Below are 21,825 nucleotides of genomic sequence, written 5' to 3' on the forward strand. Positions count from 1 at the left end.
GATGTTAAACATTTTATTGACCTTAGGAGTTATAGTCTTGTTTTATTCGATAGCTGTTATGCTGGCGAATATTGTAGAACGCATTAGAACTCTAAGAGGAGAAGAATTAGATTACTCAAGAAATAGTCAAAGACATGGAAAATTATTCATGATTTATGGGATATTTTTCTTGATTATGTGTGCATTTAGTTTGAAGTACATGGAGTTTGCAAGTCTTCCAAAGGCTGCTTCAAATTGGGGTGTAGAGGTTGATACTTTATTCGTAGTCACTTGTTGGATTACAGGTATTGTTTTTGTAATCACACACATTGCACTTTTTTATTTCGTATGGAAATATAGAGGTGAAAAAGATAAGAAGGCTACTTTTTTTGCGCATAGCGGTAAGCTAGAGTTGATATGGACTTCGATTCCAGCTTTGGCTATGGCGGTGCTTGTAATCATGGGACTTAAAACATGGTTTAATGTATTTCCTAATAAAAAAACACTACCTGCCAATCAATTAACTATTGAAGCTACTGCGAAGCAGTTTAATTGGCTGCTTCGTTATCCAGGAGCAGATGGCGTATTTGGAAAAAGAGTAATTTCAAAAGATTTTGTAAGTCCCGATAATGAACTAGGCATCGATTGGACAGATCCTGCAAGCCATGATGATTTTTTCGCATCGGAACTATACATGGTAAAAGACAGACCTGTTCATTTTAATTTGGGAGCATTAGATGTGTTGCATAGTTTTTATTTACCTCATTTTAGAATGAAAATGGATTGTGTACCTGGTGTACCTACTGGCATAGGTTTCACACCTACTATGACTAATGATGAGACTCGCGAATTATTAAAATCAAATAAACATTGGGCTAGTATAGATCCTGAGACCAATGAGCCTAGATACATGAAATTCAATTATGAATTAGCTTGTGCTGAGTTGTGTGGAAAATCTCACTATGGTATGATGATGCCTGCGCACGTAGTCTCTCAAGCTAAGTTTGACGAATGGGCTAAAGCGCAAAAACCTTTTTATGAGGTAAACAAAGATAAGATTCAAGCTTGGTTAGCAAAAATGAATATGACTGCAGCTCCTGCTAAGGTAGATAATCATACTGCATTTAGTTTTGAGGAAGTGATGAAAAAGGGTATCGATAAAGATGCAGTGTATGAGACAGATGCCATTGAGTTCGCTAGTGGTAGTGCAGAATTAAATGCTAAGTCGAAGGGAACACTTGACCAATTAGCTCAATTATTGGAAAAGAATCCTTCAAATTCGATAGTGTTATCTGCTCATACGGATAGCGATGGAGATGATGCTAAAAATTTGGAATTAAGTCAGAAGAGAGCAGATGCTTGTTTAGCTTATTTAGTAAGCAAAGGCATAAAAGCTGAAAGAGTTGGCGCTAAGGGTTACGGTGAGACCCAGCCGATAGCAGACAATGCTACCAAAGAAGGCAAACAAAAAAATAGAAGAACAGAATTTGATTTTAACTAACTAGAATTATAAGAAAAGAAAGTCGATAATAAAAAGTAAATTATGGCACATACAGCACACGAACATCATGAGGATTCATTCTTGGAGAAATATATTTTCAGCCAGGATCATAAAATGATTGCTAGACAGTTTCTATTTACAGGTATTTTTTGGTCAATAGTCGGAGCTGCGATGTCTGTTCTTTTCAGATTGCAGTTAGGCTGGCCTAATGAGACATTTCCATTTTTAGAAACATTGCTCGGAAAGTGGGCAGAAGGTGGAAGAATTTCGAATGAGTTCTATTATTCATTAGTCACTATGCATGGAACCATATTGGTATTCTTTGTATTAACGGCTGGTCTTTCAGGAACTTTTGCTAATCTTCTTATCCCTTACCAAGTAGGAACTAGAGATATGGCTTCACCATTTATGAATATGCTTTCTTATTGGTTTTTCCTATTGGCAGGTGTATTAATGCTAGCTTCACTATTTGTGCAAACAGGTGCAGCCTCTGGTGGTTGGACCATGTATCCACCGCTGAGTGGATTGCGTGATGCTAAGGTAAACGCAGGTTCTATGTGGGGTACAGACTTATGGTTTTTAAGTATGGCTATGTTTATCGTATCCTCACTTTTAGGAGGTTTGAATTATATAGCAACCATCTTAAATTTAAGAACCAAAGGTATGACTATGTGGCGCTTACCTTTGACGGTGTGGGCTTTATTGTTTACAGCTATTTTAGGTGTTTTAGCATTCCCACCATTATTAAGTGCGGCTCTTTTACTAGAGTTCGATAGATTATTCGACACCTCTTTCTATTTGTCTGATATCGTCGTTGGAGGAAATTTGCTTGACTATAAAGGTGGTTCGCCTATTTTGTTCCAACATTTATTTTGGTTCTTAGGACACCCTGAAGTATATATTATTATATTACCTGCTATGGGTATTACTTCAGAGGTACTTTCTGTTAATGCTCGTAAACCAGTCTTTGGTTATAGAGCCATGGTTTACGCCATCGGTGTTATCGTATTACTTGGCTTCTTAGTGTGGGCGCACCACATGTATATGTCTGGTATGAATCCATTTTTAGGATCGATATTTACCTTATTTACCTTGTTAATTGCAGTTCCTTCGGCAGTAAAAGTATTTAACTGGCTGACGACGATATGGAAAGGTAATCTAAGACTAACTCCAGCAATGATGTTTGCTCTTGGTTTCGTATCCTTATTTATATCTGGAGGATTGACTGGAATCTTCTTAGGTAATTCTGCGATTGATATACCTTTACATGATACCTACTTTGTGGTTGCGCATTTCCATATCGTTATGGGTGTAGCGGCATTCTTTGCAATGTTTTCTGGCGTATATCATTGGTTTCCTAAAATGTTTGGTAGATATATTAATGATACATTGGGCTATGTACATTTTTATGTGACCATTATCTCTGCTTATGCTATATTCATACCTATGCACTTTATGTTAAGCCTTCCTCGTAGATATTACGTTTATTCAAATTTTCAGACATTTAATATCTTCGAAGATGTATCTAAGTTCATATCTGTTTTTGCTATTATTTCATTTTTAGCTCAAATTTTATTTGTAGTAAACATTGTTTATAGCGCATTAAAAGGAAGAAAATTCACTAATGAGAATTTGAATCCATGGGGTTCTAACACCTTAGAGTGGACAACACCGGCTGAGCATATTCATGGAAACTGGCCAGGTGAAATTCCAGAAGTTCATAGATGGCCGTATGACTATTCTACAGGATTTGGAGATACTGATTTCAGACCTCAAACAGAGCCTTTGAAAGAAGGTGAAGAATCACACGGTTAGTAGTACTTGTTTAATTAACTATAATAGAAGATAAATGAATAAGATTAAAGTTATTGCATTGCATAAGGTTCAAGCTAGACTTGGAAACTATGCTGCATTATCTAAGTTCCGTTTATCATCATTTGTCATTTTATCTTCGGTTATTGGGTTCATAGTAGGTTCTCCATCTGGAGAATTTGATTGGGTTAAATTGACACTTTTCACCCTTGGTGGTAGCCTAGTTACTTTTGCTTCTAATGCGATCAATCAGCTGATAGAAAAAGATTCTGATCGTCTGATGATTCGCACTCAGAATAGGCCTTTACCTACAAGGTCTATGAGCCAAATGGATGCCGTTTTGTTCATTGGTATTACAGCCCTGGCTGGTATATTGACTTTGACGTTTGCTGTCAATACTATGACAGGGTTACTATCAGCATTATCTCTTTTGATTTATGGCTTTATATACACACCGCTTAAAAAAGTTTCTTCGATAGCGGTTTTTGTCGGAGCTATACCTGGGGCATTGCCACCATTGTTAGGATATGTAGCGGCTACCAATAACTTAAATCATTATGCTGTTTGGTTATTCGTCGTTCAATTTTTCTGGCAGTTCCCTCATTTTTGGGCGATAGCATGGCTAAGTTATGAGGATTATCTCAAGGCAAATATCATGTTGCTACCCAGCCGTGATGGCAAGTCGAAGCAGTCTGCATTTATTACGTTTATCTATACCATAGTGCTAGTTCCGCTATCGCTGTATCCAGTTTATTTAACGAATCAGTGGAATGCTGGAGCTATAGTATTACTTCTAGCTAGCCTTGGATTTAGCTATTTAGCCTTCAAGTTTTATAAGTCTTGTAAAGATAATGATGCTAGAGCGCTTATGTTTGGTTCGTTTGCTTATTTATTGATATTCTTAATTTCATTATTTTTCTAAGTAAAATGAGTGATGCAATGAATATGAAGTCGCCAATGAGTGGAAGAATTCATCCGAAATTATTCCTACTCTATCTTTCTTTTGGTAGTATGATTATGCTGTTTTCAGCATTTTGCAGTGCGCTTATTGTCCGCAAAGGAGATATTCGTCAGGCATGGATTGAATTGCCTTTACCATCAGCTTTTTTATATAGTACCTTGATTATTATTGTTTCGAGTGTTACTATCCATTTGGCATATAAATATATCGCTCAAAAATCCCAGTTCATGCTTTGGAGTCTGATTACTTTAGCCTTGGCTTTAGTTTTTGTTAGCCTACAGTGGCAGGGGTGGAATGAAATGCAGACTAGACAAATTTTTCTTAATGGGAATCCTTCTGGATCTTTTATCTATGTTATTTCTGGTTTACATGGATTACACTATGTAGGAGGTATTGTTGCCTTGATATTGATGATTTTAAATTTCAGAAAAAAGACAATTGGTGAAGGTCAAAAAATGGGCTTCAATATTTTAATGCAGTATTGGCATTTTATTGGTATCGTGTGGGTATTATTATATTTATTTTTTAAATTTATTATATATAAATAATTATTTATGGCAATAGAAACAGTAGAAAATTTAAAAGAATCACACTGGCAAGGTGGTGCGCCACCAATGAAGGCGAGTTATGGAAAAACCATGATGTGGTATTTTCTTATTTCGGATACATTTACCTTTGTAGCATTTCTAGTTTCCTACGCTACGGTGCGTATGGTCAATGCAGAAGCTTGGCCAAAGGCTTCTAAAGTATTTAGTTCTATTCCTTTACCAGGATTTGAAAAGTTTCATGATTTACCATTGGTTTTTGTAAGTTTGATGACCTTCATACTTATCATCAGTTCTGTGACGATGGTTCGTGCCGTGCAGGAAGGTGCCAGAATGAATAGAGCAGGAGTTGTGCGAAATTTGCTACCTACAATTGGTTTTGGTATTCTATTTTTACTTTGTCAGTATTTTGAGTGGACACACCTCATGCACGATGGAATGACTTTAACTTCTATGCCTGCGAAGTTTGCTGGAGCTAATGGCACTGTAGCCTATCAGTTTGGTTCTTATTTCTTCTTAATTACAGGTTTTCACGGTGCGCACGTGTTTGGTGGAGTGATACTAAATTTGTATCTACTTATAAGAACATTGAGAGGAGATTTCGATAGACTGGGTCATTATGAAATGGTAGAGAAGATAGGTTTGTACTGGCACTTTGTAGATTTAGTATGGGTTTATGTATTCCTAGCTTTCTATTTAATGTAAGAAAATATTATTAACTGAAAATTTGAAATTTTAAAATATGGGACATCATCATTCTGACACGTATCCTAAGCATGACAATCATTTGGCATTAACAGATGGGGATTATAAGCACCACAAAGCTGATATTTGGAAAACTACTGGTATATTGTCTTTCGTTACAGTATTCGAGGTAGGATTTGCTATATGGTATGAAAAGTCTTTGATTCCGGGCGGAGCACCACTATGGGCACTTCAATTGACCCTTGTAGTACTATCATTATTAAAGGCTGGCTATATTATGGCTGTATTTATGCACGTAAAGCATGAAACTAGAGCTTTTATTCTCACTATTCTAGTTCCTTTTAGCTTACTGATATGGATGATAATTTCTTTCATTTATGATGGTAATGACTGGAATGGCAGAAATAATAATCGTTTTGGAGATAAGCCTCACCCAAGTGTACTGAAACAACATGGCGGTGTCGTTATTGAACATGGACATCATTAATTAATACAAAAGACGACTCTTAGGGTCGTCTTTTTTTTTGATATTTTATTTTTTCATTGTATCAAACTGTTTTAAAATTGCATATCATTTATAGAATGACATAAGATGAATAAGAAAAATTGGCTTTGGATTATAGTGTTTATAGCTGTTACAGCGGTGCCTGCTGCTATCATATATTATACGAAACAAAAAAATAATTTTAGGAATTCAGCTGCACCTAGACCTATCTGGCCACAAGGATTGGCGGAGAACGGTAAAGATACGCTATACTTCAAACTACCGATTTATACCGCCCTTAACGCCGATAGCACACTTGTAAGTACTCAAGAACTTGATGGAAAAATAACGGTTATAGAGACTTTTTTCTCTGAATGCCAGTCTATCTGCCCTATTATGAATAAAAATCTGACACGCGTATTTGAAAGTCTGGGTCGGAATAAGCAATTTCAGATTTTCTCGTATAGCGTGGACTATGAGCGTGATGATTTGGCGAAATTGCGCACTTATGCGGCTAATCATGGTGCAGATTTGGTTCAGTGGAAATTTCTTCGCTCACCGCAGGACTCCATTTTTAATTTCGGGAGATGGGGTTTAAAATTACCTGTAGGTGAAGATGAGATAGAGGGAAATTTTCTCCATAGTGAGCGTTTTGTATTGGTGGATTGGAATAGAAATATTAGAGGCTACTACGATGGTACTGACTCTGCAAGTGTCAATAAAATGATGAATCATATCGTACTCTTGATGAGTGAAAAAGATAGATTGGAGAGGAAGAAGAAATGATTTTAAAATATGTTCTGATAGTTATCCGGATTGAAAAGGTAAAAATTAATTTTATTTTATAATTATGAATCAACGTGCTAAACAATTAATAGGCTTATTGACAGCTGTCGTAATGGGATTGGTATTCCTAATGTATAGCGGATTTGGTGTCAAGGAATGGTTTGATGCTAGCTTTCCAGACTTTGATAAATCAAGACTTCCATTTCTAAATGCTTTGTTCAATTCATTAGTTTTTATCTGTCTTTTGAGTGCATTTCGAGCGATTAAAAACAAGAATATTCAGGTTCATAGAAGGTTTATTTATATAGCTTGTGTATTATCGACTTTGTTTCTTTTGAACTATGTTTTCTATCATATGATCTCCGAATCTACAAAGTATGGTGGAGAAGGAATACTGAAAGGAATTTATCTCTTTATTCTAGTTACACATGTTATCTTGGCAGCTCTGAGCTTTCCATTTATAGTTTATACAGCCTTTTTAGGACAAACTATGCAGGTCGAAAGCCATAGGAAGTTAGCTAAGTTTGTGTTTCCTGTTTGGTTATATGTTGCCTTTACAGGTGTGGTGGTTTATTTCATGATATCGCCGTATTATCAGCACTAGAAATAATTTTCTATCAATGGTCTATTTCTAGACAACCTCAAATCCTGAAGCAGTGCAGCCTTGGGTCTTATTTCTATAGTATAAGCTTGTCCGATATTAGAAATGGGTATGTAATTGACGCGAAACTCCCAGCAGTGCATATCACGAATAGCAGAAATTGTAGTGATACCAATTTGTTTCGTGTTAAAATCATAACCTGAAGAAATTGCAATCTTCCAATTTTTAGTGAGGTTGAAATCGAAATTATTTAGAAAAATGGAAGCATTTACTATGGAAGTATCATTTAGCTTATCGGATGTAAAGTCCCTCCTTACATTGATATTAAATGACATGGCAAGATTCCATGGACTATTAAAGTCATAGAAAAAATGATAATTTCTAAATATGAAGTTTCGTTCAAATTCACTACCTTTTTGCGAGTTTAGTATTCTTCTCGATATGTTACTTGCATTGAGATTGAGATTTGCAGTAGCATTCATAGTCATCAATCTAGCTAAGCCTTCTCCTTCAAAAAGTTTGAATTTATCTTTTCTCTGTCCTCTCTCATAGTGATAGGGGTCAAATACCAAGGAACCATTAAAGGTTAAAAATTGGAGTGTAGAATTACTAAATGAAACCGTATAATTACTCATTTTAAAACTATCTGCATTGAAATTATAGCTGCTATTGATACTAAGGGCATCTAAGAGCATTAGTTTTTTAGTTCCTGTCGTACTATCTTTTTTATTTTTAAATTTGCCCTCAAAAGCATTATTGATGCCAAAGGATAAAACTGCATTCGAAGTACTTCTTATTCCTGTATTGGCACCTAAATATTGAAAATACTTTATCTCTCTTTTAGATGTATCAGTATAACGATCAAAATATCCCCAAAAATCAGTACTAAAATCAGGGGTATAACCAAAATCGATAAATGGGCTTACCTGATGACGAATGCCTCTAATAAATCCTTTCTTAGAAATAGGATACATACCTATAACAACGGTGTTGAGACTTACTCCCCCATCAAAATCCCTTGCAGTATAGACACCATTGGTTATTACCGAGTCTGGCTTTACTTCTCCAGAGTCTCTTGAGATATTTATCTTTTTGAAGTACATGTAGTCATTATAGCTTAATCTTGGAATAAGATTAAAATATTTGAAGAGACGAATATTTTGAAAACTAAAGACTGCATTATGCTGAACTCCAAGATTTAAGTTCTTTAAGAACTTCCCGTTAAATATATTACTATCTGGTGTAGAAGGCAACACTGCTAATGCTGAAGTTGTATGTTGGAGATTAATTACGACTGAATTTTGCTTATTGGGGTTTTGATATATATTGCCATTATAATTAATTCTTAAATTGGGTAAGCTACCACTTACTGTTTGTGTCTTTAGATCTTGATTATAATTGATACCGGCGTTGACAACTATTGGTGCTCTTTTAAATCGCTTTGTAGCATTGAGGTTCGAACTTATCTGTCCTGTAATTCTGGTAGCATCAAGTGTGAGAGAGCGATTGATCGCCCCTTGTGTCATATATCGCAGATCAGAATTAAACGTAAATGTCGGATGAGCTTTAGGACTCTGTGTATGACGCCAGTTAAATATATAGTTGATTGGAGTAGTACCTAATACCGTGGGATTATCGGCATCACCTGTAAAAATCCTATTGGTTTCTGCAGTGAATTCTCCATCATATTTATAGAGTTTGTTATATCGCAAATTTCCTACGAATTTATAGCTTCCATTGAAGTAAACATCTGCTAAAACCTTTGCATCCATATAGTCATTAATCCCAAAATAAACCCCCATGTTTTGAAGGTTGAAAAAAGGACTAAATCCATATTGTTGAGGAAATATAATACCAGTTCTCCTCCCTTTCTGAGCTGGGAAAATCCCGAATGGCAAATAGATTGGAGTCTTTACGTCGTTTATAACAATATTCGTAGGGCCCGTGACAATTGATTTTTTAGTAGTCAATTTAAGTTTCTTAGCATTAAAGTAGAAGTGTGGATGATCCAGATCACACGTCGTGTATTTTGCTTTGTATATAAACCAATTACCGACGCTATCCTTTTTTACCTCATGACCATGCAGCAGTGCTTCATCCTCTTTGGTTATAATATCATATACCTTACCTTTTTTCGTTTTGAAGTTATAAAGTAATTTATCTGTATAATAGTCCTTACCAGCTTGCTTCATGTAGGGTCGACCTTGAATACTATCGTTTTGCTTCCATTGATTGCCAGCTAGTACCCCGCTAGTCCAATCATAATCAATAAAATATGCTTCGACTAACATGTCGGTATATGATATTTTTGAGTCATTGAACAAATGCATTTTTTTTGTTCGAATATTGTATATAATACTATCCTTGGCCTTATATTCTATACGAGAGGCTATATCGTCATTGGACGATACAAGTGTATTCGAATCTAATTTTGTTTTCGAAGAGTCAGATTTTTCTTTTGACTGAGCAGTTGTGGTCAGAAAATTGAGCACAAATAAACAAATAATTACTAATTTTGTGTTTAATCTAGGTAAGTTGTTTAGAAAATTATTAACAAGCAAGATCAAAGTAGTGGAGATAAGTAAACCTAAATTTTTAAAATCTTTAGAGACTAATATAAACGGCAAATATATTATTTATATTGCAATCCAAATTCTTTTTGCTAAGTCAGTATTGGGACAAACAGAAATAGGAAATCGCACAGTAAGCACGGTAGTCATAGATCCTGGTCATGGTGGTAGAGACCCTGGGGCATTAGGGAAGGTCTCAAAAGAAAAAGAGATAGCTCTTTCTATAGCTCTTAAATTGGGAAAATTAATCAATCAAAGATTTCCTGAAGTAAAGGTTATGTATACCAGAAACGATGATCGATTCATAGAATTGTATCAACGTGCGGATATAGCTAACAAAGCTAAAGCGGATTTATTTATTTCTATACATGCTAATTCCACTACTAAGCAAGGCCCTAGTGGAGTTGAATTTTGGGTATTGGGTCTCCATAAAGCGGACGAAAATCTTGAAGTCGTAAAGAAGGAAAATGCGGCACTTCAGTTTGAACAGGATGTAAGAAAGAACTACGGTTTTGACCCAAATTCTCCTGAAGGTGCTATCATAATGACTATGCAGCAGAATTTATATTTAGATCAGAGTATTCAATTGGCTAAACTTATGGAGTCGAGATTTGTAAGGGAAGACAATCAACTCAATAGAGGCGCCAAGCAGGCTGGATTTATAGTATTGTACAAAACCTCCATGCCTAGCGTGCTGGTAGAGGTTGGATTCATCTCTAATCCAGATGAAGAGCAATATATAGCAAATGAAACTGGACAAACAAAAATAGCAGCCAATCTCGCCAATGCTTTTGCTGACTATAAGATGAAATATGAAAGTGGAGCTATAAAACAAGTATCTAAAGATGTCGAGAAAAAGACAACAACAAGCATACCAATTGCTGATAATTCAGGAACTGGGAATAATGGTTTTTCAAAGCCTTCTGCTAATGGAGCTATAAGTACAGAGGAATCTACACCTGTAGCAGAAGTTGTGAAAAAAGAAAGCCCTCAAATAGCCGCAAGCTCCAAGCCTTCTTCTTCAAATTTAGATATGAGCAATAATAAGAAGAAAATAGTCATTGAGGAGGAAGTTGAAAAATATTCTGAAAATAATTCATCTTCGACTATGAGTGAATTGAACGCCAAATCAAACAATAATGTCACAACAACTATCGTTAATTCCACTCCAAGTAGTAGTATAAGCTCGAAACCTAATTCGTCTAGTTTGGAACCGAACTCAAATTCAAAAACTATAATTAGTGATTACGAAATAGAGGCCAAAAAGAAACCAGCTCTTACGAGCACACCTATTGCAGAAAAATTTTCGAAAAAACCTACTGAACCTGTCACTGCTGCAAAAGCTAAACCAGAGATGCCTACGAAAGAAAGTGTTAAGAAAGAAATTATTGATAAATCGCTCAAGAATGCAGATAATAAGCCAACCCCAACATTGAAGATAAACACAACTACACCTGGAAAAATTAAACTTAATGATGAAAATTCCAATGTTCCTTCTTATGTGGCTGACAATGATATAAAGAAAGAGATTGTAGATAATACAAAAAGGATAGACAAACGAAACAATATTCTCGAAAAAAATACACTACCAGAAACATCTGATACCAAGTCAAAACCTATTGTTTCGGCATCTCATACTAGCTCAAAATCTTCTCCTATCCCAATACCTGAAAAAACTGCTGGTTCAGAAATTATTTATAAAGTTCAGATTAAGGCATCTAGTACAAAAATCAAGAGCGATGATCCTATTAACTCAAGTTTTGATGGTGTAGAAGAGAGTTTTGAAAATAATATGTACAAATATCTTTTAGGACGTTTCACAAATGAAAATGATGCCAAGGCTCGATTGGAAAAAGTGAGAAGCCAAGGCGTAAAGGATGCATTTATTGTGAAATACAAGGATGGGGTTCGTGTGAAATAAAATTCAAAGTGGCATTAGAAAGAAAAGAATTTGTAGTAGATAATACGCTGCGTTTAAAGGAGCGTGTAGTCCTTGTGGGAATTGCCCAGTCGCGTGCCGATTTACCTAAATTGAATGAATATCTCGAGGAACTAAAATTTCTATCTACTACTGCAAATGTAGAGCCTATAGAGGTGTTTCATCAAATACTTGAAAAGCCTGATACCCGATTTTATGTAGGTAGCGGGAAATTAAAAGAGATTAAAGAATATTGTAAAGCAAATGCCATAGATGCTGTCATTTTCGATGATGAAATTAGTCCTTCGCAGCAAAATAATATTGAGAAGGAATTGCAAATAAAAGTCTTAGATAGAAGTATGCTCATACTCGATATCTTCGCTCAAAATGCTAAAACACTACAAGCCAAAACACAGGTGGAACTCGCTCAGACACAGTATCTGCTACCTAGGCTGAAAGGCATGTGGCAACACTTAGATAGAATCAAGGGAGGTATAGGAATGCGAGGCTCGGGTGAGAAAGAAATAGAGACCGATAGACGGATAGCACAAACAAGAATATCTCGACTCAAAGAAAAACTAGAAGAGATAGCAAAGCAGAATCAAACCCAACGAAAAAATCGTGGAGAGATGATACGTGTAGCCCTTGTCGGTTATACAAATGTAGGCAAGAGTACTATCATGAATTTATTGTCCAAAGCGGATATTCTGGCTGAGGATAAACTCTTCGCTACACTCGATACCACAGTGCGCAAAGTAGTGATTGATAACGTTCCATTTCTGCTTTCAGATACAGTAGGATTTATTAGAAAATTACCACATCATTTAGTGGAGAGTTTTCAGTCCACTTTAGTAGAATCGCTGGAGAGCGATATTTTGATTCATGTAGTCGATATTTCTCATCCCCAATTTGAAGATCATATTAATGTGGTGAATAGCACCCTGCGCCAGCTCAAGGCTGACGATAAACCAACGATTATGGTTTTTAATAAAATGGATTTGTATCGAAAAAATAATTTTGATGAATTTCTTTTTGATGAAGAAAAAGAACTCATACTAGAAGATTTCAAAAGAACGTGGATGTCAAAAACACATGAGAATTGTATATTTATCTCTGCTACTGAGATGGAAAATCTTCAAGAATTCCGTGAAGAATTACTTTCAAAAATTAAAAAACTTTATTCTGAACGATACCCTTATAAAGCTAAGTTTTTATGGGGATATGAGAATTTTAGTTAAAAGTTGAATGTTAAAAGTTTTATTGCTTTGATGATTTCGCTTTCTCTAGCGAATATATCTTTTTCTCAGGTTAAAATTAGTAATCTGAGTTTAACTGATTCAACTTTGCCTATTGCCTATTTAGGGGTTGATAATGTCTTGTCAATTAGCGGTTTGAGCAAGGAAATGAGGTTATCAATAAATTCAAAATATACTAGCACTAGGTTAATGAAAAATGGAGAAAATAATTATATTTATCAGCCAAGCATAAGTGATAAATATGACACTATCTTTATTTGGAATGAAGATATCATAATAGCCAAACAACATTTTAAAATTTTAATATTGAATGAACCTAAAGTGTCATTAGGAAATAATCGTGACAGTTTTATCTCTATTTCACAAGCTATAAACAGTCCTTATCTTAGTATTTACATACCAGATAATTATTTCAAGTATAAGATGTATGTAGCTTCTTTTGAATTATTTAAAATTGAAAATAAAGATACTTTTGCCCTGTATAGCCCAGAAATTCAACAATATTATGATACAATTTTAACTATTGATTTTATGACAGGAAAAGAGACTTTTAAAATTGAAAGAAAAGAAAGTAGAATTGAAAGAAACTTTAATGAATATCTTACAACTTATCAATTAAGTGAATTAAGAAAAATGAAGAAAGGCGATAAATTGCTATTTAAAGAGATAACTATTCGAGGAGGACAAAATGGTTGTAGCAGAAAATTAAACGATTATCAAGTTGAAATCAAGTAAGGTAAGTTGATATTAAATACATGACTCAACTTTCAACTTTTCAACCTTCCACTTTCAACTAAAAAAGTGGAGCTGCAGAGATTCGAACTCTGGTCCTGAGTGAGCGAAACCATACCTTCTACACGTTTAGTTCTCTATTGGATTTTCGATGAGAAAATGGAATAGAACCAACCTATTCCTCACTTATTCTATATAATTTAATAGCAGCGTATAGACACCACCACTACGAGTCCGAGTTTATCTGATGCCTGCGGGCCTTGTATCGGACAAACAAGTGCCGGGAGACAGTAGGGCTTAGACTTAGTCTTAAGCAGCTACGGCGTAAGTATTTTCGCCAATTAAAAAAGTTCAGTATATGGATTTTAGTGTGCTAATACCATCACACTACGTGCCAGTATAATTTGACATCACCAGTCAATTCCGGTCAGCCCCATTAATTTTTATTAAATATTCAAAGAACAATTTATATTCAGTAAATTCGCAGTCGAAAATTACCATACAGACTACAAAGGTCTATATTTTTTTTTATTTATTATAGTTTATGTTGAATAAGATTGGAATCCTCCGTGAAGAGAAGCAGCCTGTAGATAAGCGCTCTCCATTGACGCCAGAGGATTGTGCTGATTTGATTAAAAGGTATAAGGGTTTAGAGATATATGCGCAGCCCTGTAAAGATAGGTGCTTTAAAGATGAAGAATTTAAAGCCGCTGGGGTTAAAATACAAGAAAATCTGCTTGATTGTGATTTATTACTGGGGGTCAAAGAAATTCCAATTCACTGCCTAATGCCTTCTCGCAGATATATGTTTTTTAGTCATACTATCAAGAGACAACAACATAATTTGAAATTATTGCAAACCATCCTCGATATGAATATCGAGTTGATAGATTATGAAGCTCTGGAAAATGATAAAGGAGAGCGTGTTGTAGCTTTCGGATATTGGGCGGGAGTAGTAGGTGCATACAATGCTGTTTGGATGACACAGAAACGATTGTTTAAGAAAACGCTTCCACGTCTTTATGAAATGGATTGTTACGATAATGCTAAAGAAAATTTAAAAGGTTTAGATTTTGGGCAGTTGAAGTTTGTCATTACAGGCACTGGGAGAGTAGCCACTGGAGCTGCACAAGTCATGAACGATGCCGGAATCAAGCGCGTAAGTCCTCATGATTTTCTGAATAAAACCTATGATGAAGCAGTATATACGCAATTGTCCAGTCAGGATATGTTTAGCCCTAAATTCAAGCATATTACATTTTCGAGACAGGAATTTCACGAAAAACCTTTGAATTTCAAATCCAATATGGATGCCTACACCCAAGTAGCGGACGTGTTAATTAATGCTATTTATTGGAATCCCAAGGCGCCGCAGTTGTTTACCATGAAGGATATGAAAAAGTCTTCATTTAAGATAAAGGCAATAGCTGATATTACTTGCGATATAGCACCAGAGGCTTCTATTCCGTCAACCGTCAAGGCGACTACTATACCTCAACCTGTATTTGGTTTTCTGCCATTGAGAGAAAAAATGGTGGATCCATTTACGAAGAGTGCTATCGATGTTATGAGTATTCCGAATCTTCCAAGTGAATTGCCGAAAGATGCCTCAAAACATTTCAGTACCAATTTATCCAATATCGTCATTCCAGAATTCTTTAAAGAAGAAAGCACTATGCTTAAGGGTGCAAGAATTACAAAAAATAAACAACTAACAGATGAATTCCTTTACTTAGAGAGCTATGTTTATGATGATGTGTATCGCGCAAGTAGGATAAAGTCCTAATTTAAATTTATAATAAATAAGCTAGAATTCCAATGAATTTAGAAAATTATAAAAACCTCAAAGATAGAATGGCCTCGCTTAGGAGGTATCTTTGACGTCGAGAATCGAATTTTTAAAATAAAAGAGGAGGAGCAATTGACATTGCGTCCTGACTTTTGGAGCGATACAACGAAAGCTGAAGCTATTCAACGTTCAATTCGTGAGAATAAGTCTTGGGTAGAGGATTATCAATCGGTAGAACATTTTATGAATGAAATAGATACTTTGCTAGAATTTCGTAGCGAAGGGGAGACTATCAAGGAAGAAGAGTTAGACATATTGTATATTGAATTCGAGAATCATTTAGAAGATCTAGAGGTCAAATCAGCCTTATCAGACCCAGAAGATAACCTCGGAGCCATTCTCAAAATAAATGCTGGGGCAGGAGGTACAGAGAGTTGTGATTGGGCGTCAATGCTCGAGCGTATGTATATCATGTGGGCAGAGAGTAAGCGTTTCAAGATAACCGAACTCGACAAAAATGAAGGTGATGTAGCGGGTATTAAATCAGTTTCGCTACAAATAGAGGGTCACCTAGCCTATGGGTTTTTAAAATATGAAAATGGTGTACATCGCTTGGTGCGGATATCTCCGTTTGATAGCAATGCGAAGCGGCATACTTCTTTTGCTTCCGTTTTTGTGTATCCTTTGGTCGATGATAGTATTCAGATAGAGATTAAAGATGCAGACCTAGAAGTAATCACTTCGCGCTCAGGAGGAGCAGGCGGTCAGAATGTAAATAAGGTGGAGACCAAGGTACAGATGACACATAAACCTACAGGGATCACCGTAGTATGTCAAGTAGAACGCTCACAACATGGCAATCGAGAGCGTGCTTTGCAGATGCTTCGGGCTCAGTTATACGACCTTGAAATTCAGAAACGAAACGCCGAGCGAGACAAAGTGGAAGCAGGGAAGATGAAAATCGAATGGGGTTCGCAAATACGAAACTATGTCCTTCACCCCTATCAGCTTGTTAAAGACGCTCGTACAGGTTATGAAACCAGTCAGTCGCAAGATGTCTTAAATGGCAATTTAGATCCGTTTATGAAGGCACTGTTGTTGCATAAATAAGTAATATAGGAAGATGTCTAGAAACAGCCTCATACATTAGAAATATAATCTATCCTCTTGTTGAGATTCCTTTTATCTTTGTCTTATGAATATCTCAAAAGCTGACATTGAAGAAAAATTAGAACTCGTGCGACCCTTTCTCGCTGAAGATGATGGTAATGTGGAGCTAGTAGATGTCACGGATAAAGGAGAGGTTAAAATACGTCTAAAAGGCAATTGTAGTAATTGCTCCATGAAAGAAAATACTATAAAATTAGGGATAGAAAATATCTTAAAACAGTTCTATCCTAATATTTCTGTACTAGAAGTAAAATAATATTTCTTAGCGACATTTTTTGACATTATCGATGTTCATCTTTGTGATAAATAATTTTTATCATTATGAACTCCATACATTTCAAAGATTTAGTTTTGTACTTCGTTACTGCCAATGCATTTTTTTTTCTACTTATGAATTCAGATAATGAACTCATGGTAGTGCCTTTTGGGATTTTACTTTTAGTTCTATTATTTATCTATTTAATAAGAATGCAGACTAAGTTTCAACTAGACTAAAATACAAGTACTTACTCAGATGAAGAAGCAGGAGATAGCTAAGTTTTAGGTTGTTTTTTTACTTAGTTGTCTCCTGAATCTTCACAATTCCATTCTTTTTTTCAAATTTCACCTAACTTCGTTGGTAAATTAAAAATCAACTTGCCTAAAATATTACTTCTTTCAGACAATCATAGTCATATAGAGACCAAACTCAATCCCTACTTCGAAAAGTCTGATGAAATATGGAATGCAGGTGATATAGGCAGTATGGCTGTAGTGGAATGGATGGAGAGTTTTGGAAAGCCTATTCGTGCTGTATATGGAAACATCGACGATAGAGAATTGAGAACAAGATTTCCTGAAGATAATATTTTTGAAATAGAAAATATCAAGGTTTGGATGACCCATATCGGTGGATATCCTGGGAGATATAGTTCTAGGGTTCGCAATATGTTTACAGAAGTAAAGCCATTACTCTTTATATGCGGTCATTCGCATATTGTGAAATTGGAACAAGATCATAAATATGGGCATTGGGTCTTTAATCCTGGTGCAGCAGGCAATCATGGGTTTCATCAAGTAAAAACAGCAATCAGTTTTGACATCCGTGGGAATAATATTACCAATGTGGAAGTTATAAATTTGGGGCAGAGAGGGAGGTGATTAATTTGAAAATGATTTAATTTGAAAATTTGAAAATGAAAATCATTGCACCGTTTGAGTGTAGTTATTACTAATTCGTGCATTCGTGGCTAGAAAAGACTAAGTAAAATATGAATAAAGAATCCATATATAAGCTCACACAGAACTATCTGATAACATATCCCAATGATGTACATGCATTGCAAGTATTAGAATTTCTTGAGAAATATGACAATTTCTGGCAGCGTGATAATTCTTATGGGCATATCACTTCGTCTGCATGGGTGGTGAATGAAGCTCGTGATACAGTATTGATGACCCACCATAAAAAATTAAATATTTGGATTCAGCTAGGTGGTCATATTGAAGCTAGAGATAAATCTATCTACGATGCCTGTGAACGTGAATTAAAGGAGGAGTCGGGCTTGAGCGAATTTAAGCTTATATCTGAGGAAATTTTCGATATCGATGTTCATAAGTTTCCCCAGTCTGCCAATGGTTTTCCTGAACATTTTCATTTAGATATTCGACTATTATTTGAGGCCAATTCTGCTGAAATAATTAATTTTGATATATTAGAATCAAATAAGGTAGTTTGGTTGCCGATAAATGAGATAGAAAAATATCAAAATGCTGAATCGGTCATTCGCATGGTAGAAAAACTGAAATTCTTATGAATAATAGTATTCACGTAAAAGCTTTTGCCTATTTTGAAAACAATCAAAGGGTTTTTTTGTTTAAATTTCAAGATACAAAAACAGGAGAATATATTTATCGACCTATAGGTGGCACGGTCGAGTTTGGAGAGTTGAGTGAAGAAGCTTTACATCGAGAAATTTTAGAAGAGTTAAATACCAAAATTACTATTGATTCAAAACCTATAGTATTAGAAAGTATTTTTTCTTTTGAAAATAAAAAAGGACATGAAGTTGTATTCGTATTTCCATGTAGTTTCAAAGAGCAGTGTTACTATGAGATAAAAGATTATCAAATATTGGAATCGAATGGTGAAAAATTAGTAGCGAATTGGTATTTAAAATCAGACTTTCTATTAGGTGTAAAACGATTAGTACCAGAAGGATTAACTAAAAGACTTAAACTGGAACAACATTGAAAATAGGTGTCACAGGTGGTATAGGTAGTGGAAAGTCTCTCGTGGTAAATGAACTTGAGCGATTGGGTGCTATAGTATATCGCGCTGATAAGAAGGCAAAAGAATTGGTTTATTTACCAGAGGTCAAAGAAGAAATTATCAAATGCTTTGGAGAAATGGCTTTCGAACAGGGAATTTATAATACGAAGTATATTGCCTCTATTGTTTTTAATGATAAATCGAGGCTTCAAGAATTAAATGCCATTATTCATCCTGCTGTGTTTCGGGATTTGGATATGTTTTGTAAAGAGCATCAGGGAAAAACTATTGTGTACGAATCTGCTCTCATGATGGAGACAGGACATACGCATTTGTTTGATGTGATAATATTGGTCACGGCTCCTCTGGAGCTTCGAATAAATCGAGTCATGGGTAGGGATAACGCTGACAGAGAATCTGTGCAGAAGCGTATCAATCAGCAATGGTCAGATGAAAGGAAAAAAGAATTCGCAGATTTTGTCATAGAAAATATCGAAAGAGAAGATACTTTAAAACGTGTGAACGAATTGTGGGCAAGTAATTTCCACAAGCAATCAAATTAGTAGTGATAACAAAAAGCACAGATTTACTAGCTAATTTTCGTTTGGAAAAAAACCAAAACTTACAGGATTATGTAGAGGGTTTCATGACTCCCTCTCGCATAGAAATTATTAAAAAAGTATTGGAGACTCGTATGCGCTATATGACATTAGTAGCTGAAAATTTTATAGATGAATACAATATTCATGCCATGATACGAACCAGTGAGTGCTTTGGTTTGCAAGATTTTCATAATATTGGTCAAAAAAATGTGCTATTAAAAAAAAATAAGTCTGTTAATAGAGGCGCTTTTCAGTGGACCCATATTTACGATTATACAGACTGTAATCAACCCACACTTGCTTGCATTGAAAATTTAAAGGCTAAAGGTTATCGTGTATATGCTACCTCATCGCATATTGCAGCGAATTATACTCCAGAAAATATTCCTCTAGACCAGCCTTTGGCAGTGATACTAGGCAAAGAGCATGAGGGAATCAGCGATATTGCTTTGCATCATTGTGATGGCATAGTGACAATTCCTATGTATGGATTTACAGAAAGTTTTAATGTATCGGTGGCAGCATCCCTTTTGACGAGAACGATTGTAGAGCGGATTCGTAATTCAAATATTCCATGGCAATTTAATCAGGAAGAAAAAGAAAATCTATATTATGAATGGATCTGGCATAGTATCAAACATCCTGATAAACTCTATCACGAATGGGTCAAAAATCAACTATAGATTTTCAGAAGTAATAGCGAAGATAAATGTCGCAATCAAACTCATTAAAAATACATTAATGTTATATTTCGTATAAATAGGCACAATTTTCTTATTTTTACTCAATCTAAATTCAAAGTAATGTATAAATATTTTATATTGATTCTTCTCGGAGCATTCATAGTAGGTTGTGGAGGAGGTGAATCGGAAAAAAAGATTCCAAAGGACTGGGAAATGATAGAGGTCTATAGCGACGAAGTAGATGTGCTCAATGAAGGAGGTTATTACGGTTTATTTTATGATAGAGACAATCCGCTCAAGGATAGTTTTCTCGAAGAATCGGACGATAGAATTGTAGCATTAGCGGTAGCCGAAAAGCCTGTTGTCGGTAAGTCTGATGCATATATTTGGGTAGCAGATAGCAATTTTAAATTGACTCTCACAGAAGATAAAACAGATAAAAGAGATAAGTATTTTAGAAAATATGAAGATGAAAATTTTGAAGTAACCCTGGATATGAAATTCTGGGAGCGTATTGATGGCATGGACGAAGAAGATATGTATATTTATAGAGGAAAAATGAAAATAACCTCTAAAGAACATAAGAACAGTAAGGAATATCGAGTGAAAGGTGGAATATAAATAGCTACCAGTGGGCAGTAGATAGTAGTCAGTTATCTGTTGTGTTTTTAGTCTATTTTAAAATAAAAATGAATAATAAAAAATGACACTTGCGGAGCGCGAAGCGGAGCTTATAGAAATTTTCGAATGGATCGAAGACGATACCGATCGATACATACAAATTATGGATTATGGTAAGAAAATGCCAGAGTTTCCTGAATCAGAAAAAACGGAATCGAATGAAGTCAAAGGCTGTCAAAGTAAAGTATGGCTCACCTATAGATATGATAATGGAAAGTTGTATTTCCAAGCGGATAGCAACACAGCCATTACGAAAGGAATCGTAGCAATTCTTGTTTTTTTATGGTCCGATTTATCTCCAAAAGAAATATCAGAAGCTAGTTTAGATATTTTGGAAAAAATCGAATTAAGAAAACATCTTACTTCACAGCGAAATAATGGATTGACTGCTATGATACAAAAAATGAAAGGCGTAGCAAGTGTAGTATCCAATGATTAATGAAAAAATGTAAAATATCCGAAGCAATGACCCAAGAAGAAAGAAACGTTTTGAAAGATAAAATTATCGAAGCTCTCAAAACAATATATGACCCCGAAATACCCGTCGATATCTATGAATTAGGACTCATTTATGAAGTGAATATCGATGAGAAAGCACATGTAGAAATCGTAATGACCTTGACTTCACCGAATTGTCCCGTAGCGGGCTCGCTCCCAGAGGACGTGAGAACAAAAGTCGCAGAGGTAGAAGGAGTCAGCGGCGCACATGTCGAGCTTGTATTCGAACCAGCTTGGGACAAGACATTTATGAGTGAGGAAGCCATGCTCGAATTAGGATTTTTATAGATTTTAAACGATT

Annotated in this window: 24 protein-coding genes and 1 other RNA gene; 23 read left to right on the forward strand and 2 right to left on the reverse strand. The window is 35.4% G+C overall.

Going from position 1 to position 21,825, the window contains the following annotated elements; translation table 11 throughout:
• The first annotated feature begins 1 nt into the window (after position 1).
• From JNL75_05570 to JNL75_05605, 8 genes are all read left to right on the forward strand, one after another.
• Positions 2-1,480, forward strand: coding sequence for an OmpA family protein (locus JNL75_05570; GenBank protein MBL7789286.1), 1,479 nt, complete (start codon positions 2-4; stop codon positions 1,478-1,480).
• A gap of 42 nt (positions 1,481-1,522) precedes the next feature.
• Positions 1,523-3,295 (forward strand): cbb3-type cytochrome c oxidase subunit I, encoded by a 1,773-nt coding sequence (locus JNL75_05575; protein ID MBL7789287.1) that lies wholly within the window; start codon positions 1,523-1,525, stop codon positions 3,293-3,295.
• 34 nt (positions 3,296-3,329) lie between these two features.
• A complete protein-coding gene (gene cyoE, locus JNL75_05580; GenBank protein ID MBL7789288.1) occupies positions 3,330-4,214 on the forward strand; it encodes a protoheme IX farnesyltransferase in 885 nt (294 codons plus the stop codon).
• Between the two features lie 17 nt (positions 4,215-4,231).
• On the forward strand, positions 4,232-4,801 hold the full coding sequence (locus JNL75_05585; protein ID MBL7789289.1) for a cytochrome c oxidase subunit 3: 570 nt from the start codon (positions 4,232-4,234) through the stop codon (positions 4,799-4,801).
• Positions 4,802-4,807: 6 nt separating this feature from the next.
• Entirely contained in the window at positions 4,808-5,503 is a 696-nt protein-coding gene (locus JNL75_05590) for a cytochrome c oxidase subunit 3 (GenBank protein ID MBL7789290.1), read from the forward strand.
• A 37-nt stretch (positions 5,504-5,540) separates the two neighbouring features.
• The gene (locus JNL75_05595) at positions 5,541-5,990 is read left to right on the forward strand and encodes a cytochrome C oxidase subunit IV family protein (GenBank protein ID MBL7789291.1); all 450 of its coding nucleotides are present in this window, start codon (positions 5,541-5,543) and stop codon (positions 5,988-5,990) included.
• A gap of 105 nt (positions 5,991-6,095) precedes the next feature.
• Entirely contained in the window at positions 6,096-6,773 is a 678-nt protein-coding gene (locus tag JNL75_05600; GenBank protein MBL7789292.1) for an SCO family protein, read from the forward strand.
• Positions 6,774-6,837: 64 nt separating this feature from the next.
• Positions 6,838-7,377, forward strand: a complete 540-nt coding sequence (locus tag JNL75_05605; GenBank protein ID MBL7789293.1) for a DUF420 domain-containing protein — start codon at positions 6,838-6,840, stop codon at positions 7,375-7,377.
• Here the strand turns inward: JNL75_05605 and JNL75_05610 are convergent.
• Positions 7,374-9,866 (reverse strand): hypothetical protein, encoded by a 2,493-nt coding sequence (locus JNL75_05610; protein MBL7789294.1) that lies wholly within the window; start codon positions 9,864-9,866, stop codon positions 7,374-7,376. The two genes, JNL75_05605 and JNL75_05610, sit on opposite strands and share 4 nt — an antisense overlap.
• Positions 9,867-10,047: 181 nt before the next feature.
• Between JNL75_05610 and JNL75_05615 the strand changes: the two genes are divergently transcribed.
• Genes JNL75_05615 through JNL75_05625 form a run of 3 tightly spaced genes read left to right on the forward strand, consistent with a single transcriptional unit; the run spans position 10,048 to position 13,853 of the window.
• On the forward strand, positions 10,048-11,865 hold the full coding sequence (locus tag JNL75_05615; GenBank protein ID MBL7789295.1) for an N-acetylmuramoyl-L-alanine amidase: 1,818 nt from the start codon (positions 10,048-10,050) through the stop codon (positions 11,863-11,865).
• A gap of 8 nt (positions 11,866-11,873) precedes the next feature.
• Complete coding sequence (gene hflX / locus JNL75_05620; protein ID MBL7789296.1) at positions 11,874-13,100, forward strand: GTPase HflX; 1,227 nt, start codon at positions 11,874-11,876, stop codon at positions 13,098-13,100.
• A 3-nt stretch (positions 13,101-13,103) separates the two neighbouring features.
• Entirely contained in the window at positions 13,104-13,853 is a 750-nt protein-coding gene (locus JNL75_05625; protein MBL7789297.1) for a hypothetical protein, read from the forward strand.
• A gap of 64 nt (positions 13,854-13,917) precedes the next feature.
• On the opposite strand, the gene ssrA is transcribed toward JNL75_05625, so the two are convergent.
• Positions 13,918-14,285: a transfer-messenger RNA gene (gene ssrA / locus JNL75_05630) on the reverse strand.
• Positions 14,286-14,394: 109 nt separating this feature from the next.
• Here ssrA and JNL75_05635 point away from each other — a divergent pair.
• The 12 genes from JNL75_05635 (at position 14,395) to JNL75_05690 (ending at position 21,812) form a co-directional block, all read left to right on the forward strand.
• The gene (locus JNL75_05635; GenBank protein ID MBL7789298.1) at positions 14,395-15,636 is read left to right on the forward strand and encodes a hypothetical protein; all 1,242 of its coding nucleotides are present in this window, start codon (positions 14,395-14,397) and stop codon (positions 15,634-15,636) included.
• A gap of 32 nt (positions 15,637-15,668) precedes the next feature.
• Positions 15,669-16,749 (forward strand): peptide chain release factor 2 gene (gene prfB / locus JNL75_05640; GenBank protein ID MBL7789299.1). Its coding sequence is split into 2 segments (ribosomal slippage): positions 15,669-15,728 and positions 15,730-16,749, totalling 1,080 coding nucleotides; the frame shifts between segments, so codons are not numbered across the junction.
• A gap of 85 nt (positions 16,750-16,834) precedes the next feature.
• Complete coding sequence (locus JNL75_05645) at positions 16,835-17,065, forward strand: NifU family protein (protein ID MBL7789300.1); 231 nt, start codon at positions 16,835-16,837, stop codon at positions 17,063-17,065.
• 65 nt (positions 17,066-17,130) lie between these two features.
• The gene (locus JNL75_05650) at positions 17,131-17,304 is read left to right on the forward strand and encodes a hypothetical protein (protein MBL7789301.1); all 174 of its coding nucleotides are present in this window, start codon (positions 17,131-17,133) and stop codon (positions 17,302-17,304) included.
• Positions 17,305-17,445: 141 nt separating this feature from the next.
• Entirely contained in the window at positions 17,446-17,949 is a 504-nt protein-coding gene (locus JNL75_05655; protein MBL7789302.1) for a metallophosphoesterase family protein, read from the forward strand.
• A gap of 110 nt (positions 17,950-18,059) precedes the next feature.
• Positions 18,060-18,605, forward strand: coding sequence for an NUDIX hydrolase (locus tag JNL75_05660; GenBank protein MBL7789303.1), 546 nt, complete (start codon positions 18,060-18,062; stop codon positions 18,603-18,605).
• Positions 18,602-19,042, forward strand: coding sequence for an NUDIX domain-containing protein (locus JNL75_05665; GenBank protein MBL7789304.1), 441 nt, complete (start codon positions 18,602-18,604; stop codon positions 19,040-19,042). Before JNL75_05660 ends, JNL75_05665 begins: the two co-directional genes overlap by 4 nt.
• Positions 19,039-19,623, forward strand: a complete 585-nt coding sequence (locus JNL75_05670; GenBank protein ID MBL7789305.1) for a dephospho-CoA kinase — start codon at positions 19,039-19,041, stop codon at positions 19,621-19,623. Before JNL75_05665 ends, JNL75_05670 begins: the two co-directional genes overlap by 4 nt.
• A 41-nt stretch (positions 19,624-19,664) precedes the next feature.
• Positions 19,665-20,345 carry an RNA methyltransferase gene (locus JNL75_05675; GenBank protein ID MBL7789306.1) on the forward strand — a complete coding sequence of 227 codons (681 nt, stop codon included), beginning with the start codon at positions 19,665-19,667 and terminating at the stop codon, positions 20,343-20,345.
• Positions 20,346-20,465: 120 nt separating this feature from the next.
• Positions 20,466-20,966, forward strand: coding sequence for a hypothetical protein (locus JNL75_05680; GenBank protein ID MBL7789307.1), 501 nt, complete (start codon positions 20,466-20,468; stop codon positions 20,964-20,966).
• An 82-nt stretch (positions 20,967-21,048) separates the two neighbouring features.
• Positions 21,049-21,465 (forward strand): SufE family protein, encoded by a 417-nt coding sequence (locus JNL75_05685; GenBank protein MBL7789308.1) that lies wholly within the window; start codon positions 21,049-21,051, stop codon positions 21,463-21,465.
• A 26-nt stretch (positions 21,466-21,491) separates the two neighbouring features.
• Positions 21,492-21,812: an SUF system Fe-S cluster assembly protein gene (locus tag JNL75_05690; protein MBL7789309.1), complete on the forward strand. Its 321-nt coding sequence runs from the start codon at positions 21,492-21,494 to the stop codon at positions 21,810-21,812.
• Positions 21,813-21,825: the final 13 nt, after the last annotated feature.

Source organism: Chitinophagales bacterium, assembly GCA_016787225.1.
Taxonomy (GTDB): Bacteria; Bacteroidota; Bacteroidia; order Chitinophagales; family JADJOU01; genus CHPMRC01.

What these genes read in the sequence shown, in the direction of transcription:
- JNL75_05650 (MBL7789301.1), top strand. Translation starts at nt 17,131, where the DNA reads ATGAACTCCATACATTTCAAAGATTTAGTTTTGTACTTCGTTACTGCC.
- JNL75_05575 (MBL7789287.1), top strand. Translation starts at nt 1,523, where the DNA reads ATGGCACATACAGCACACGAACATCATGAGGATTCATTCTTGGAGAAA.
- JNL75_05685 (MBL7789308.1), top strand. Translation starts at nt 21,049, where the DNA reads ATGACACTTGCGGAGCGCGAAGCGGAGCTTATAGAAATTTTCGAATGG.
- JNL75_05585 (MBL7789289.1), top strand. Translation starts at nt 4,232, where the DNA reads ATGAATATGAAGTCGCCAATGAGTGGAAGAATTCATCCGAAATTATTC.
- JNL75_05645 (MBL7789300.1), top strand. Translation starts at nt 16,835, where the DNA reads ATGAATATCTCAAAAGCTGACATTGAAGAAAAATTAGAACTCGTGCGA.
- JNL75_05605 (MBL7789293.1), top strand. Translation starts at nt 6,838, where the DNA reads ATGAATCAACGTGCTAAACAATTAATAGGCTTATTGACAGCTGTCGTA.
- cyoE (MBL7789288.1), top strand. Translation starts at nt 3,330, where the DNA reads ATGAATAAGATTAAAGTTATTGCATTGCATAAGGTTCAAGCTAGACTT.
- JNL75_05635 (MBL7789298.1), top strand. Translation starts at nt 14,395, where the DNA reads ATGTTGAATAAGATTGGAATCCTCCGTGAAGAGAAGCAGCCTGTAGAT.
- JNL75_05600 (MBL7789292.1), top strand. Translation starts at nt 6,096, where the DNA reads ATGAATAAGAAAAATTGGCTTTGGATTATAGTGTTTATAGCTGTTACA.
- JNL75_05570 (MBL7789286.1), top strand. Translation starts at nt 2, where the DNA reads ATGTTAAACATTTTATTGACCTTAGGAGTTATAGTCTTGTTTTATTCG.
- JNL75_05590 (MBL7789290.1), top strand. Translation starts at nt 4,808, where the DNA reads ATGGCAATAGAAACAGTAGAAAATTTAAAAGAATCACACTGGCAAGGT.
- JNL75_05665 (MBL7789304.1), top strand. Translation starts at nt 18,602, where the DNA reads ATGAATAATAGTATTCACGTAAAAGCTTTTGCCTATTTTGAAAACAAT.
- JNL75_05660 (MBL7789303.1), top strand. Translation starts at nt 18,060, where the DNA reads ATGAATAAAGAATCCATATATAAGCTCACACAGAACTATCTGATAACA.
- JNL75_05690 (MBL7789309.1), top strand. Translation starts at nt 21,492, where the DNA reads ATGACCCAAGAAGAAAGAAACGTTTTGAAAGATAAAATTATCGAAGCT.
- JNL75_05680 (MBL7789307.1), top strand. Translation starts at nt 20,466, where the DNA reads ATGTATAAATATTTTATATTGATTCTTCTCGGAGCATTCATAGTAGGT.
- JNL75_05595 (MBL7789291.1), top strand. Translation starts at nt 5,541, where the DNA reads ATGGGACATCATCATTCTGACACGTATCCTAAGCATGACAATCATTTG.